This is a genomic window from Candidatus Protochlamydia phocaeensis (assembly GCF_001545115.1).
GTDB lineage: Bacteria > Chlamydiota > Chlamydiia > Chlamydiales > Parachlamydiaceae > Protochlamydia_A > Protochlamydia_A phocaeensis.
Genome location: NZ_FCNU01000007.1, coordinates 231,156 through 246,134, shown reverse-complemented (window position 1 = coordinate 246,134; position 14,979 = coordinate 231,156). Strand labels below are relative to the sequence as shown.

Here is a 14,979-nt window from a genome sequence, read left to right as displayed (position 1 = left end):
TTTTACTTCATCAGCGAGAATCTCATGAAAAAGCGATTTATTTCATCTCTTTTAGTCTTAACATTTATGTTAGGCGCTTCCGCTCCTATTTATGCCGCTAGAACAAAAAACTTCGCATGCCAAGAAGATGCCGAAAAGTATATGACGGCCCTTTATAACCAGGCTTGCCACTATTATAATCATCAAGAATGGCGTAATGCCGCTAATGAATTTGAAAAGGTGATTTATTTTTTTCCTGATTCCGATGCCGCTGCTGATGCAAGCTTTTACTTGGGAACTTGCTACTTTGAAATGAAAGAATATGACTTTGCCAACGCCGAATTTTCTAATTACATCAAGGCGTCTAATCAACCAGAGTTTTTTGAAGACGCTGTCACTTATAAATTCTGCTGCGCCGAACACTTTAAAATCGGTAAAAAAAGACGCCCTTTTAAATTGCGCTATTTTCCCAAGTGGATATCGGGACAGGAATTGGCTTTGACCATCTATGACGAAGTCATTGTCGCTTTGCCCAATCATGAACTGACTGTACGTGCCCTCTATTCTAAAGCAGAACTCTTGCAAAAAATGGAAAATTATCGTGAATGCATAGATACGTATCAGACCTTGATTCGCCGTTTTCCCAAAGATGAAATTACCCCCGCTTGCTATTTAAAAATTGCCGAAGCTTATTGCCAGCAAAGCGTTTACGAATTTCAAAATCCAGATATCCTCGCGTTAGCAGAGCTTAATGCGCGTAAATTCAGCGAGGAATTTCCCCGCGATGAACGCGTCGCTATTGCCGATGGCTATGTCCTTCGCATTAAAGAAAATTATGCAAGAGGCTTGTGCAATACGGGACGATTTTATGAAAGAATGGATCAGCCTGCTGCTGCTTCGATTTACTACCAAAGCGCAATTGAAGAATTTCCTGATACGTATGCTGCCGATTTTTCCCGGTCGCGCTTGCGTTGTCTAGGTTTCTATGAAGAAGAGGAAGAAAATGCTCTCTGCGGCGCTTCGGAAGAGCCTGTCCCTGTTCCTGCACAGGAAGAATCGTTTTTCAATGAAAGCACTTTGCCTTTGGAAGAAGCTGCCCCTATAGAGGATATCGTTTCTATGCCCAGGCAAGCGGCTATAGTAGAAGAGGACGAAGAAGAGCAACATGCGCCTTTTTTGCATTATAGCTTATTGAAGAAGCGAGAAATGAGATGCAATGGAAATGAGTAAATCGGCTCGCGTTTTAGTAAGCCTCCTTCTTTTAGGGGGCTTAATTGGTTTCAATAGCTGCCAATATCGATTTGGCAGAGGGGAATTGGCAGAACAGTATTCAACTATTTGTGTCCCATATATAGAGGGGGATACAGAAGGTGAGCTGACGGCAGAAGTCATTAAGCGCCTTAGCTTATCCGGGGGGCTGCGCTATGTCTCTTCCGGCGGAGATTTAATCTTGTCAGTCAAAATCATTGAGATGCGGGATGAAAATATTGGATTCCGCTATGACCGAAAAAAACATGGAGAGCTGAAGAGAAGCATTATCCCTACAGAAACGCGCTTAAGCGCTTTAGTTGAAGTGTCTGTAAAGGAAGCAGGCTCTGGACAAATCATCCGGGGACCTACGCGCCTGACGGGGAGCGTGGATTTCGATCATGAGTATTATTATTCTAGCCACCATGCGTTAAATATCTTTTCTTTAGGACAGTTAAATGATATCGATGCGGCGCATGATGCGGCTATGCATCCCCTCAATCGGCATCTAGCCGAACGAATTGCGGATTATGTGCTTAATAGCTGGTAAAAACGGGCAAAGCTTCATACGAAGAACGCAAATCTAGGCCGATCCCATTGACAACACTTCCTGTTATTTAAAATTTGAATGTTGACTAAAGATGCGTTTAAAATGTGATGGCAAAAAAAACTGTAAGAATATTGGCTCAAAGCGTATTAATTTTATTAACCTGAGTTTGGAGTTTTTTTGCCCTTTGGACTGATGGGAAGGCGCTTGCGGATGAAAAATGGCAAGGCGGTCCCTATTTTTGACCGCCTTGCCATTTATTCATCTCCACAGCTTTCACGCATCGAAAGAGCAAAAACTTCAAACTCAGAGATTAAATTCGGTCTATTTCAAGTGATCTTTAAAGGGTGAAGAGAGAAACCTTGTAAAGCCAGCTCAAATTAAAGCGGGTGAGGGCGGAATGAAGGGCAACAGTCATTGCCGATATCCACTCTATAAAGACTACAGAAAAAAGCGTTAAAGGTTTTGAGAACGGCAAAAGGAAAGAAAGGATTCAAGGGGAACTGATAATCAAGGATTTATGCTAAATCACCAGGGAACAACAGCTAATGCATCAGAAAAGCCGGAGTTTATAGACATAATCAGAATTCCTTGCCGACAGTCAAAAATTGGATGGATGGGACTTATACAGGCTATAAGCGAAAAGAAAAGAGCTTTAATGTCTCTCCAATAAAAAGGGATAATGGAAAGAACTTTTGGGAAGGCCTACCCATACGCACAAAAAATTGGATTTATATAAGCCTGATTGGACTTATGTTAAAGCGAATGGATTTATAGACTTTGAGTTTTAAGAACCTTCTCTTAAGCTAAAAGGTTTTGACATGTATGCATAAAAAAACGTTTCCTGCTAGCCTTGATCATCTGCATAGCATGTTAAATTTTATTCAATGCTATGGAGAGGCAAAAAATATCCAAAAAAAACTTTTAGACAAAATCATTTTAGCTGCGGAAGAAGCTCTAGTGAACGTCATTCTTTATGGATATCCGGATAATAACGGTACCATTGAATTGACCTGCGAAGAGCCTGGGCGAAAGCCTGGGATTCGCATTTCAATTAAAGATCAAGGCATTCCCTTCAATCCCATTAAAAAAGCCTCCGAAAGTAAACAAAAAGGATTAATTCCCCCTGTTTTGGGCGCCGATAAAACAAATAAAATTGAAAATCGATTAGGCGGCTATGGAATTTATCTTTTTGTAGGAATAATGGACCGTGTTGAATACAAACGCTTGGATGGCGGCAATATTCTTTCTTTGATTAAATATTTTTAATAAGCAGAACGCGTTTAGGCCGTGGCCTTAAATTTAGCGAGCATTTTCTCATTATCGTGAATCTCGGCGAGAAATTTCTCTAAAATTCTTAAGACAAGCTTCGAAGAATTATAAACCCCGGAAGCAATAAAAGCCGCTTCAAGCTGAGGCTCTTGCTCAGGTTTATTGAGGGCAATTAAGGTATAAGTCACAGACATATGATTGATCTTATCGGGAATAATCCACACAATAAAATCATCATTGAGCAGAGTAATCTTTTCGGAGGATTCGATAATGTGAAAATAACGGGTTAAATTGGGATCTTTGCGATTTGTCGCTGGCTGAAAATGCAACAAGTCAAAGTGATGCAAAAGCTCCAAATTTACTAGAAAAATTCCTTCCGGTATCCAGTAAAAAAGGCTTTTAATAAATTTTTTATAACATTCTTCTATTAAAGGGAAATTATGCATAAGAAAAGCATCCTCTGCTGATCCATAATATAATTTTACCTTAAAAGTTTTTACTATTTCAATAAATTATTTAATTTATGAATACATTTTGGTTGATTATTCTTAATAATCTGGATGGACATTTTTCTACTAGAATTGATTAAAGCGCGCTAATTTGAATGACATAAAGAAGAAAAGGCTTGCTAGCTAAACAAGCCTGGCTTCAAGTGTTGCCATAGCAGTAGAAATATTCGCTAGCGGATAGCGATTGTCTGAACATTTGTTGAGAATGGACTTAAGGACTGTCAGCATCGCAGATTCCAGGTCTTGTGGAGGGGTCTTTCGGACAAAAGAGTCTAAAGCGTATAAGCGATCTTTATCTGTCCAATATTTATAAATTTTATACGAAGCTTGTGCGGCGTTTTCCGTGGCCTGTCCCATAGCTAAAAGATGAAGATAAATAGCGGCCCTCAAGCTGAGCTTAGCTGATGTCCAGGCGCAGTTGCTCGCGTGCTGGTCTTTATGGGCAAAATAATCGATCGGCTCTAGCTCAACCAGTTTGTGGATACCTTCGTCGAAAAAGTCGGAAGATTTATCTTTTTCTGCTAAGAGGGCAGGTAAAACTGCTCTTATTTGATTTCGATCTTTTATTTTAAAGACCTCCATTCCCGCTTTCCCTTTCTCGCTTCTTTCACCTCGGTTGCATTTAATCAGCACATCTCCTTTGATCACGATGCTTGTCGCGTGCTCTTCCCAGCCAGTGGGCAAAACGGTTATTTTTTCTTGATGTATGGCATCCATTAAGTCTTGGATTTCTGCCGGACTGCCCTTATAAAACGCATAATCTGCTCCTCTCTTCATCGCTTCTAAAATGACTTGGCTGTCTTCCGGCGACCAAAAAGACACCCTGTCTTTAAAATCATGTTTTATAAAATTTGTCTCTAAAGATTGGCATAAAGCCATATAGGCAAGAGGCGAACTCAGTCCTTCTACTGAAAATGACCGTTGTTTAATTGTTACCTGGCTCTCTAAACCAAAGCGGTGGGCCAACAGCTTGATATCCAGCCAGAATTGTCCAAAGTGATTTAATTGCTGTTGTAAATAGAGGCTCATGTCTTTATGTTTTTGAAGAGAGGCCTGAAAGAAGGCCGTGGATCCTTGCATAGTCATCGCATTGATATCAGCCCCATTCGTTATCAGCATTTTGGTTAGCTCTATGTTTTCTTGATAAACAGCACAAAAAAGAGGCGTCCATCCATAATAATCGGCTTGATTGATATTCACTTTTTTTTGGATTAAAAAATTTATTAAAACCGGAAATTTTTGTCTGATGGCGACAAGAAGAGGGGATTGCCCCTCCCTGTCTTTAAAATGGATTAATCTAGGATTCTGTTGAAAGAGGTCTATCATTTTTTTTTCATTAGAGGGATCAGGATCCGCCATAAGCGTTTCTAAATAAATGGCAGAAAGATCCGTTGTATGTTGAAGACCGGTAAATGTTGATAAAACGAAGTGCTTATTTAAAGAAGTTAATAATCCGGCTATAGCCGTATTTTCCTTTTGATGAGTTTTATCTATTCCTCTAAGAATTCCATTAAATAAAACAATCCTATTCTCTTCTTCCAAGGAGGGATTTTTTAAAATTTTAATAACCTTATTTTTAAGACTATTTTTATCCAATCTATATAAAATTTGTGCATCTGCCGTAATACGATCTAATAATGTTTTTTGTCTGTTTGACAAAGGGGAAATGCTCTGTTCGCAGATTTTATTAAATTGCTCAAGATTTTCTAAAAAATTACTTTCAGTTTGAGTTAATTGTAGTTTAAATTTATTTATATTCATAAAAAGATTTGTTATTTGAAATTTTATTGCCGTTATTGTATCACTTGAATTAATTTAAATTAAATAAAACAATTTTGCATAACTATTGGTGGAAAAGACGGACGGTAGAGCGTAGTCCACTGGATTGAGGCGTTTGCCTATTTGAGGGACTAGATTATGTAAGAGAAGAACGGTTTCAGGAAGAGCATTTCAGTTTTTCTGCTGGAAAGAGTATACAACCGACTTGCTTAATCCTTTTTTTTCGTGTAATATTTATACTCATTCCCTCAAACCTGGAAAGAGTATATACTCGTTCCAACTTACATAAGAACGAATATAATAATAAGTTTGAAGTTTTTTTGCCCATTGAACTGACGTGAAAGCTCTTGCAGATGAAAAATGGCAAGACGGTCCATCTGTTCCTCTCCGCGGCTTTGACGTAGTCGAAAGGGCAAAAAAACTCCAAACACAGGTTCATAACATCTTCTAATTTGATTAATGAGTCAGGTGAATAAGATTTCCTTTTCCATGTCTATTTTATCTTGGATGATCGCTTTTTTAGCGCTTTCCTCTGCTGTCTTTGCTGAACCCTTGCAATTAGACATTGCAGGTGAAGCAGCGATTTTAATGAATGCCGACTCCGGAGTGATTTTATTTGAAAAAGAGGCGTATATACCGCGCTATCCTGCTAGTACGACGAAAATTGCCACAGCTCTTTATGTCCTTAAATTCAAAAAAGAAGACTTAGATAAGGTCCTTACCGCTGAGCAAGACGCAGTCGCAACGATCACTCAGGAGGCCAAGCGCAAAGCGAATTATCAGCTCCCGGCTTATTGGCTAGAGCCCGATGGCAGCCATATTGGTTTGAAAAAAGGGGAGCAAATGACCATGCGCGATTTATTAGCAGGTATACTCATTTCATCCGGAAATGATGCGTCCAATGTCGTCGCTCAGGCCGTTGGGGGATCGATTCCCCGTTTCATGGACCAGTTAAATGCCTATTTGAAGGAAATTGGATGCCGGCAGACAACATTTTATAATCCGCATGGATTGCATCATCCTCAACACCAGACAACGGCGTACGACTTAGCGATCATGATGAGGGAAGCCCTTAAAGAGCCTCTTTTCTGCCAGCTTATTGCCCAACAGCGGTTTGTTCGACCTAAAACAAATAAACAGGCTGCCACAACGCTATTGCAAACAAACCGGTTGATCAGGCCTGGTAAATTTTACTATTCCAAGGCAATAGGCGGCAAAACAGGTTATCACTCGAAGGCGAAGAAAAATTTTGTCGTTGCGGCCCGCTCGGACGATAGAACGCTTATTGCCGTTTTAATGGGGTATGAAGACCGCAACACGATTTTCCAAGAAGCCATCAAGCTTTTTGACGCTGCCTTTAATCAACCCAAGGTTCAGCGCATTTTTTTACGCGCCGGGCAGCAATCTTTTAAACAAGATATCGCACGGGCCGATCGCCCGCTTCAGACCTATCTAAGCGAAAATTTGAGTCTGGACTACTATCCAGCTGAAAATCCGCAAGCCAAATGCTTTTTATACTGGCAGCCCGTGGAATTACCGATTCATAAAGACCAGCAAGTTGCAGAACTGCATCTCGTTGATGCGCAAGGAAAGCTGCTGCGCAAAGTGCCTTTATTGGCTGTAGAAGACGTCCACCTGAAATGGCCATACAGCTGGCTGGCCAAAATTGAATACGTTTTTAATACCTTTCCTATTCTGGCGGTTCTGGGCTTGGGATTACTCATTGTTAGTTTCTTTTCTCTTTGGATTATCAAGCAGAAATAGGGCATTAGCGGTTGTAAGAAATTTCTCTACAGAATGGTGCCTACTTCTCTCAAAAGCCTTTCTCAACAGGGAGTTGCTCACAATGAGTTAGCATGGGGCAAGCCTGAGAAAGCAGAGCAAATTCAAAGAACATGCAGCGAGAAGTCATCCCTCAATGAGAATTGCCATTTACTCGTCCCTGCTTGCATCAGGAAAGCAGGAGATTTCAACGGCAAACTGCCACATCAAGAGACTATGAACTCAGGTTATAAAGCATTAGATGAAGACGCTTTCAATTGATGATAAAGCTGGACAAAATCTTCTAAGGAAAGCATTTCCGGACGGGCTAAGGGATCTTGCCCAATTGCTTCTAAAGCTTTCGAAACAGCTTGGGAATCGAATAAAGGTTTAAGCGAGGCCCGTAGCATTTTGCGGCGGTGCTCAAAGGCTGTTCGCGTCATTTTAAAAAATGAATCTTGCTCTTGAATCGCCAAGGGCGGCTCTTTTAATTCCAAGACGACAATGGCTGAATCGACTTTAGGGGCAGGATAAAAGCAATTGCGGCTGACGGTAAAGGCGTAGCGGGGATTCGAGTAAAAATGCAAAAAGACCGTCAGCGAGCTATAATCCGAAGAGCCCGGTGAAGCGGTCATGCGCCTGGCGACTTCTTCTTGGACCATCACGGTTAAAGAAGAGAAAAGGGCTGTATGCGGAACAAGCGTTGACAAGATAGGGGTAGTCAAGTGATAGGGAAGATTGGCAATGACTTTTGCCCGCTGCCCTTCCTTTAATCGAGGAGGCAGGATATCCTTAAAGGGAAAAGTCATGATATCTTGGCAAAAAATGCTTAGCTGCTCAGCGGGCGTATTCAATCTTTCCAATGCCTGGGCAAGCACTTCATCTTTTTCGACAGCTACGACTTGAGCGCCGGCTTCTAAAAGGGCTTGGGTTAAAGACCCGGGACCCGGCCCAATTTCCAAGACGGTCTCATTAGGCTGAACCCCTGAAGCTGAAACGATTTTTCGAATAATATTGCCATCAATCAAAAAATTTTGCGAAAGCCCTTTTTTGGGAAAAATGCCTAACTGGTTTAAAAAAAGGCGCAGCTCGCTAGGCTTATAGATTGGCGACATCGCAGCCCTATTTTAAAATGAAAGGTTGATAATCCGCAGGCAGAAGCGCGTCGATGTCGCTTTCGCGCACATGGAAGTGTTGACGCAGCTTTTGCAAATACACTTCTGTTTCCTGATCGGCTATTTCGTTGAGCAAGCGTTCTTTAAGCGTGCTTTCCATTTCTTTAAAAGAAGGGAATCCTCCGGGAACTTTTTCTTTTACATAAAAAATGCGGTAAACCGTTGCATTTTCTTTGCGGCTCTTATGGGCAAACGGCTGGCTGTACATGCCGGTATCCATGCCTTCCAATACCTCTTTATAAGAGGCAGATAATTCTTTCTCATTATTGGTAATGACGTCCGATACGGTGACCTTTCCCTTGCGTCCCAAGAGTTTGTGTTCCTTTAACCGGGCAATCAACTCATCTAGGGGGGCACCTTCCATTAATAGCTGGTAAGTCGCTTTAGCTGTCTCTTCCGTCTTTTGTAAATTGCGGTCCTTAATGGTCACGACGCGATAGCTCCAAACAGTTGAGCGGGAATTTTGCGGATCTTGGATAAATTCTTCATAAGTTTTACGGACTTTGGAAGGGGTCACGAGACGCAAGGCTTTGCCATTGACACGGGCGCCGAGCATGCGGCGGATCAAAATGTCGCCTTGGACAATTTTAGCGGCCTCATCAAAGCTCATGCCGACTTTGTCAAGATTAGCGATAATATTAGGCCCGAAAACCTCTTCCATCTCTTGCCGGACATCTCCACTGCTGACTTCAACTTTGCTTTCCTTGGCATCGGCCAAAATGAGTTCCTTGTAGATCAAATCTTCCAAAACCATCTTCCACTGGTATTGATAATATTGATAGCGTGCCACAGGGGAAGACATGTATTCAGGATATTGCTTATAGAAGGTGATGTCCATTTTCTTCATGACATCATATGTCGAGATGGGTTTGCCATTGATCTTTGCCAGAATGCGGTTGTTCACAAAAATTTTGGGTTCCTCGCGCTGGGTACCGGAGAGCAAAGGATCGCTTTTAATCGCATAAAGAGAAGAACAGCCAATAAGAAAAGATAGACAGGCAGTAAAAAGTTTATTTTTCATAAGTGGATTCGGGATTAGGGACATTAAGATCTGATTACAAGCTATACCGAAGAGAATTCGAAATTCTCTTCGGTATATATGATAGAGTTATATTCTTTTAAGAACAACTCCAAAAAAGCCATCCATTCCACCAGGAGCAGGAAACGATTGAAAAACATCCCCTTCTATACGCAGTTGATACGTTTTCAAAAAATGCTCTAACTGTTGTTGGTTCTCTTCTTTTAAAATGCTGCACGTCCCGTAAACAATGCGGCCATCAGGGCGAAGAAAACTTAGGGCCCTCTCAAAAATCATGCGTTGCTGACCAATCAGACGGGCAAGCGTATGCTCGTCAAATTTCCATTTCATATCGGGATTGCGCCGCAAAGTGCCCGTTCCTGTACAAGGAGCATCGACCAGCACCCAATTCATTTTCTTCTTTAATTTAGCTAAATGCGGACTATCGGGCAGCAAAATCTGACTATTTTGGATACCGGCGCGTTTGAGTCGTTTACGCGCTTCTTGCAAAGCATAAGGACGAATGTCATGCACATAAATCTGGCCTGTATGCTGCATAGCAGGAGCAAAGGCTAACGTCTTCCCGCCCGATCCGGCGCAGTAGTCTAAAACCTGGTCTCCTGGCTGAACTTTGACCAGTTGGGCCAGCAATTGGCTCCCTTCATCTTGAACCTCAAAAAAACCGGCTTTAAACTCAGGTAAACTGAAAAAGTTGATTTTCTTGTGAAATTGAATTCCGTAAGGAGACAAAGAGGTAGGAGAGACTTCATAGAGTCCTTCCCAAAGCTTTAAAAGTTCCTCGCGCGTCGTCTTTAACGTATTGACACGGACTGTCGTCGGAGCAGGCTTATTACTGGTCAAGCATAAGTCGATTGTTCGCTGCGATCCATAGCTATTTTCCATTAACTGAAATAAAGGCAAGGGAAAGCTAACCCGAATGTGCAGGGGAATGTCTTCTCTTTGCAAAATTTGTTCTAAATCCAAATGTTCATAAACCCTGTAGCGGCTTTCCCATGAATGATCCTCAGGAGACAAATAATCCAATAAGGCTTGCCAGCGAATGAGGGCATAGATCGTTTCGGCTATAAAAGCACGATCCTTAGACCCGAGTGCCGGATGGGCGCGAAAATAATGGCTAATAAACAAATCAAGCGGAAGCGTTTGCTGATTATAAGCATTTAAAAGAGCAAATAGATGGTAAGGACGAAAAGGAATGTTGTTCATGCGAAAAAGCATACAAGATTGGCGACTTGAAGAAAATCACTATCTTCACTTTTTTTAACTTATCAAAATTTATTAATAAAATTTGATTATTGGATTAATTTAGTGTTTTATTTGTTTTGATTTTAATCATTATTTAAATTGGTTTATAATAAATAATTATAATTTAATAATTATTATTAACAATCAGAGGATTGTATGACTTTTCCTCAAGGTTTTGATCATTCCCGTCAAGTTTATTCTCAAGTTCCTTTATCCGATTCTTATTTGAAAAAAGGGGATGAGGTGAAGGAAGGAGACATGTCTGGAAAAAAAGTATCTTGGTTATCGAATGTTGTCACAGCCATTTCTCAGGCTTTTAAGTCAAGTATTGCTAAAATTTGCTCGATTGCTTCCACTATATTTTCTACTTTATTTAACTCTGAATCTTCGAAAAAAATTTCTGCTTCAAGAGAGCATCCTCCTTCTCCTATTTCAGGCCCTATAGGCAGACATCTGACTCAGCCTTCCGTTCAATCTTCTAATCGCTTTGATTCTCCTTTTCCTGCGCAATCTCCGATTCAAGCTCACAGTCCCGGTTTTCTGCGATCTCCTTTTGTCCCTGCTTTTAGTGCAGACCCTGCGGTTTCTTTTTCTCCCAGGCTTGCTCATCATTCGCCCTTCAACCATGGGAAAATATCTTTTGAGGAACGCGATCGGAGATTGGCAGGCCAACCGCCGGGAACGGGGCTATTGCGCATCAGTAATACACGTACTGATATGACGCTGTCTTTTGTAAAAGAAAGCGGAGAAATACTGAATGTTCGGCTGGAAGGAAGATCGCTAGAAGAGGTTGTGAAGGAGTACAAGGTAAAGGGGTTGCTTCAGCCGGATCTTAAAACTTCGCCTTATAATCATGGCAAAATCAACCGGCAGGCTGCGGAAGAAAAATTGCTGCATCAACCTGCGGGCACGGGAATGCTAAGGGAAAGCAATACGCAGAATGATTTTGTGCTTTCCTATGTGCATCAAAATCAAGTCCTGCATGTTCTGTTAGAAGGGCGAACGCTAGACCAGGCACTTAATGATCTTCAGAAAAAGGGAATTTATATTAAACAATTTGCATCGCCTAAGACAGAAGAGACGGTGAAGAAAGAATTGATGAGTACAGTGCTTAAAGAACAAAGGCTAATTGAATTGGAAGAGCTCAAAGCGCCTATGGGCAAATATGATCAACAATTAATTCTTAACTTGGGAAGCGGTCGTTCGGGAGCTGGATTGAATGCGAAGGCAAATAAACAACATATTCCCTCTCAGATGATTGATCTGAGAAGCAATGAAGATTTATCGACACTTTCTAAATTAACGCCTTCTTCTAGGCTATATATTATAGGGCACTGCAGCCCAGGTCTTGATTATATTGAATCGGATGAAGGCAAACGGGTCACCGTTGATGAATATGTTAAGATGCTTATTGATCATTCACCCGAATTAAGAAAGGGGACGCCTCAAAATAAGGTCAAAATTAGCATCGTTGCTTGCTATGGCGGTGTAGATAACGGCGAACAAAAAAGCTTTGGCTTTCGCCTAAGCCAGGCTTTGGCTAAAGCGGGCATCCATGCTGAAGTATTGGCAAGGACCGATTATGTCAGCCGATGGCAAGGAAATCCCGAAGATTATAAGAAATTCGTTGGTGGACAATACCATGAAGAGGGATCCAAGCTCATTTTTACGACAGAAAATGGCGTCACGTCTGTGACTCCCTTTGTCTATTCTAAGGAGCAGCAAACGTCAGGATAAGCTATCAACAAGCGATTTTAAAAGCAAACAGGCTAAACGATCAGCGGGATAAGAGAAGATGGAGTTTGAAGAAAACACGGCATTTAAATAAGCTTATGAGCTGGGTATGTCTGTGTATAAATTCAACCTCTTTAAAATTATCTGCCATGTTTAAAATCGCTGTCATCTGTGGAGGACCCTCGCGAGAAAGGGGAATCTCTTTAAATTCTGCCCGTTCTGTCTTAGATCACTTATCCAGCGATGAAATTGAAATTGTTCCCATTTATGTCGATTGCCAGCGGCGTTTTTATGTCATTTCTCAAGCGCAGCTTTATTCCAATACGCCTGCCGATTTTGATTTCAAGCTTGCCCAGACAGCAAAAGCTTTGGGGCAAGAGGAAATGGCACAATTATTTGAGCAAATTGACTTGGTTTTTCCCCTTATCCATGGCTCTTTTGGTGAGGACGGCCAGCTGCAAGCTATTTTAGAAGGATTAGGCGCGCGATTTATAGGGCCGGACAGTAAAAGCTGCCAAGAAATGTTTTGCAAATATTCAGCTGCGAATAGATTGAAGAAGGAAGGATTTGCCACATTGCCTTCTCTTTTGCTTTCCCCTGATCATATCTGCTTAAGCGAGATTAAAGCGTTCTTCCAAGCGCACAATTTAAAGAGAGCAATTGTCAAGCCTGCAATCGGAGGCTCTTCCATTGGCGTTTGCTCTGTTGCGGATCCCCAGCAAGCGCTAGAAAAAGCTCTCTATCTATTCGATCAAGGGCTGGCTCAAAGGGCGTTATTAGAGCCTTTTTGTGAAGGAAGGGAATTTACGGTCGTCTTATTCGAGGATCTGTCCGGTCAGCCTGTGGCCTTGGTTCCCACAGAAATTGAGGTGAGCTATGACAACCATCAAATCTTCGATTATCGAAAAAAATATCTTCCCACTAACCAAGCGGCTTATCACACTCCGGCTCGTTTCGAAGAGGCTGTTCTCCAAAAAATTCGCCGGCGGGCCGAAAGTCTGTTCAGACTTTTTCAAATGCGCGATTTTGCCCGCTTGGATGGGTGGGTGATGCCTGATGGCTCTCTTTATTTTACCGATATCAATCCTATCAGCGGGCTGGAACAGAATAGCTTCTTTTTCCGCCAAGCTTCTATGCTTGGCATGACGCATCGCCAGGCTTTATATCATATTGTCCATTGTGCGTCCCGGCGGTTCGGACTGCCTCTTCCGCCTCTTGGCGAAGAAAATAAAGCAGATCTTTCACCTGTTTATGTTTTATTTGGCAGCCGCAATGCAGAAAGGCAAGTCTCCTTGATGAGCGGAACAAATGTTTGGCTTAAACTTTTGCGTTCTTCGGCTTATGCCCCCACTCCCTTTCTCTTTGATAAACAAGGGTTCGTTTGGGAACTGCCTTACGCCTATACCTTGGATCATACCGTAGAAGAAATTTATGCGAATTGCTTGGCGGCCGAAAGGGGAAGTTTAAAAATGCCGTCCTTTTTAGGAGAGGTCCAGCAAAGGCTTGGCCTAGAGTCCTCTTCTTTGCCATTGCCCATGCGTTTATCTTTGGAGGCTTTTTTGCGCCGCGCAAATGAGAATCAAGCCTTTGCCTTTATCGCTATGCATGGAGGAGAAGGAGAAAACGGCACGTTGCAGCGCCAATTCGATCGCTACCATCTTCCCTACAATGGCTCAGATGCGAAGGCTTCTGCCCTTTGCATGGATAAATATTTAACAGGGGAAGCCATCAGGCAACTGGCCGATCCGGATATTCTCTCTATCCCCAAAAAAAGCCTGTCTGTTTCCTCCCTTTCGAAAGAAACGCTTGATGGGCAATGGGAACAATTAGTTGAGGAACTTGGCTCTTCTTCCTTGATTATCAAGCCTCGCTGTGATGGCTGCTCGGCTGGCATTGTTTTACTTCAATCGGCCCAAGATTTGGCCTATTATATTCATGTTATTCAGCAAGGCCTGTCGTTTATCCCGGCTCATTCATTTGCCAATCAAAAAGAAGTCATTGAAATGCCATCAGCCTTAGATGGCGATTTCATCATAGAGCCCTACATTGAAACCGATGCTATTTACCTTTCTCAACACTCCCTGCAACACAAGGCAAAACAGGGCTGGATTGAACTAACGGTTGGCGTATTAGAACAAAATGGACTTTACCATGCCCTCAATCCCAGCATTACGCTTGCCGAAGGGGCTGTTTTGAGCTTGGAAGAAAAATTCCAAGGGGGAACCGGAGTCAATTTGACACCGCCTCCCGAAGAGCTTATCTCTTTTGAAGCGACAGATAAAATTAAACGGCTGGTTGAGAAGGCCGCCCAGGCTTTGGGCATCCAGAATTATGCTCGATTGGATATTTTCTTCAATCGCCTAACTGAAAAAATCATTCTCATTGAGGCGAATACCCTGCCCGGTCTGACCCCTTCAACAGTGATTTATCATCAGGGGCTAGCTGAAGAACCGCCTCTCTCACCTTTAGCTTTATTAGAAAAAATTATCTTTTCCAAGTTGAATAAACAACACCCCCTGACAGAGTTTCTCAACAGGCAGAATAGCCTAAATTTGAGATGATTTTCTCCCTAAAGAGGCAATAGGGAGTGAATATGGCTGCTATCTTCGGTCGTTTCTCAGGTTAATATACCTGCTTACCCCTGAAGAAAGGAGATTTAAGAGGAAAGCAAAAAAAAATTGTTTAATGAAATTA

Annotated in this window: 11 protein-coding genes; 6 read left to right on the top strand and 5 right to left on the bottom strand. The window is 42.0% G+C overall.

All coding sequences use genetic code 11. The annotated features are described in order from the left end of the window. Positions 1-24: 24 nt before the first annotated feature. From BN3769_RS02065 to BN3769_RS02055, 3 genes are all read left to right on the top strand, one after another. Positions 25-1,209 carry a tetratricopeptide repeat protein gene (locus BN3769_RS02065; RefSeq protein WP_154017784.1) on the top strand — a complete coding sequence of 395 codons (1,185 nt, stop codon included), beginning with the start codon at positions 25-27 and terminating at the stop codon, positions 1,207-1,209. Then, positions 1,202-1,777 (top strand): LPS assembly lipoprotein LptE, encoded by a 576-nt coding sequence (lptE, locus tag BN3769_RS02060; RefSeq protein ID WP_195155528.1) that lies wholly within the window; start codon positions 1,202-1,204, stop codon positions 1,775-1,777. Before BN3769_RS02065 ends, lptE begins: the two co-directional genes overlap by 8 nt. 822 nt (positions 1,778-2,599) lie before the next feature. Then, positions 2,600-3,043, top strand: a complete 444-nt coding sequence (locus tag BN3769_RS02055) for an ATP-binding protein (RefSeq protein ID WP_068467048.1) — start codon at positions 2,600-2,602, stop codon at positions 3,041-3,043. Between the two features lie 14 nt (positions 3,044-3,057). Here BN3769_RS02055 and BN3769_RS02050 read toward each other — a convergent pair whose 3' ends face one another. Both BN3769_RS02050 and BN3769_RS02045 read right to left on the bottom strand, forming a co-directional pair. Continuing rightward, the gene (locus BN3769_RS02050) at positions 3,058-3,492 is read right to left on the bottom strand and encodes a hypothetical protein (protein ID WP_068467046.1); all 435 of its coding nucleotides are present in this window, start codon (positions 3,490-3,492) and stop codon (positions 3,058-3,060) included. 186 nt (positions 3,493-3,678) lie between these two features. Continuing rightward, positions 3,679-5,214 carry an ankyrin repeat domain-containing protein gene (locus BN3769_RS02045; protein WP_195155527.1) on the bottom strand — a complete coding sequence of 512 codons (1,536 nt, stop codon included), beginning with the start codon at positions 5,212-5,214 and terminating at the stop codon, positions 3,679-3,681. A 609-nt stretch (positions 5,215-5,823) separates the two neighbouring features. Here BN3769_RS02045 and BN3769_RS02040 point away from each other — a divergent pair. Next, a complete protein-coding gene (locus tag BN3769_RS02040) occupies positions 5,824-7,098 on the top strand; it encodes a D-alanyl-D-alanine carboxypeptidase family protein (RefSeq protein ID WP_068467043.1) in 1,275 nt (424 codons plus the stop codon). A gap of 245 nt (positions 7,099-7,343) precedes the next feature. Here the strand turns inward: BN3769_RS02040 and rsmA are convergent, their stop codons facing one another. The 3 genes from rsmA to BN3769_RS02020 form a co-directional block, all read right to left on the bottom strand. Beyond that, a complete protein-coding gene (gene rsmA, locus BN3769_RS02030; RefSeq protein WP_068467038.1) occupies positions 7,344-8,210 on the bottom strand; it encodes a 16S rRNA (adenine(1518)-N(6)/adenine(1519)-N(6))-dimethyltransferase RsmA in 867 nt (288 codons plus the stop codon). 7 nt (positions 8,211-8,217) lie between these two features. Then, complete coding sequence (locus BN3769_RS02025) at positions 8,218-9,291, bottom strand: peptidylprolyl isomerase (protein WP_154017783.1); 1,074 nt, start codon at positions 9,289-9,291, stop codon at positions 8,218-8,220. Positions 9,292-9,378: 87 nt separating this feature from the next. Beyond that, positions 9,379-10,512, bottom strand: coding sequence for an RsmB/NOP family class I SAM-dependent RNA methyltransferase (locus BN3769_RS02020; protein WP_079989384.1), 1,134 nt, complete (start codon positions 10,510-10,512; stop codon positions 9,379-9,381). A gap of 195 nt (positions 10,513-10,707) precedes the next feature. On the opposite strand from BN3769_RS02020, the gene BN3769_RS02015 reads away from it, so the two are divergent. Both BN3769_RS02015 and BN3769_RS02010 read left to right on the top strand, forming a co-directional pair. Then, complete coding sequence (locus BN3769_RS02015; RefSeq protein WP_068467033.1) at positions 10,708-12,288, top strand: SH2 domain-containing protein; 1,581 nt, start codon at positions 10,708-10,710, stop codon at positions 12,286-12,288. A gap of 146 nt (positions 12,289-12,434) precedes the next feature. Beyond that, a complete protein-coding gene (locus BN3769_RS02010) occupies positions 12,435-14,846 on the top strand; it encodes a D-alanine--D-alanine ligase family protein (protein ID WP_068467031.1) in 2,412 nt (803 codons plus the stop codon). Positions 14,847-14,979: the final 133 nt, after the last annotated feature.

Bases quoted from the DNA above. Each gene is read 5' to 3' on its own strand.
- BN3769_RS02065 (WP_154017784.1), top strand. From the start codon at position 25: ATGAAAAAGCGATTTATTTCATCTCTTTTAGTCTTAACATTTATGTTA.
- lptE (WP_195155528.1), top strand. From the start codon at position 1,202: ATGAGTAAATCGGCTCGCGTTTTAGTAAGCCTCCTTCTTTTAGGGGGC.
- BN3769_RS02055 (WP_068467048.1), top strand. From the start codon at position 2,600: ATGCATAAAAAAACGTTTCCTGCTAGCCTTGATCATCTGCATAGCATG.
- BN3769_RS02050 (WP_068467046.1), bottom strand. From the start codon at position 3,492: ATGCATAATTTCCCTTTAATAGAAGAATGTTATAAAAAATTTATTAAA.
- BN3769_RS02040 (WP_068467043.1), top strand. From the start codon at position 5,824: ATGTCTATTTTATCTTGGATGATCGCTTTTTTAGCGCTTTCCTCTGCT.
- rsmA (WP_068467038.1), bottom strand. From the start codon at position 8,210: ATGTCGCCAATCTATAAGCCTAGCGAGCTGCGCCTTTTTTTAAACCAG.
- BN3769_RS02025 (WP_154017783.1), bottom strand. From the start codon at position 9,291: ATGAAAAATAAACTTTTTACTGCCTGTCTATCTTTTCTTATTGGCTGT.
- BN3769_RS02020 (WP_079989384.1), bottom strand. From the start codon at position 10,512: ATGAACAACATTCCTTTTCGTCCTTACCATCTATTTGCTCTTTTAAAT.
- BN3769_RS02015 (WP_068467033.1), top strand. From the start codon at position 10,708: ATGACTTTTCCTCAAGGTTTTGATCATTCCCGTCAAGTTTATTCTCAA.
- BN3769_RS02010 (WP_068467031.1), top strand. From the start codon at position 12,435: ATGTTTAAAATCGCTGTCATCTGTGGAGGACCCTCGCGAGAAAGGGGA.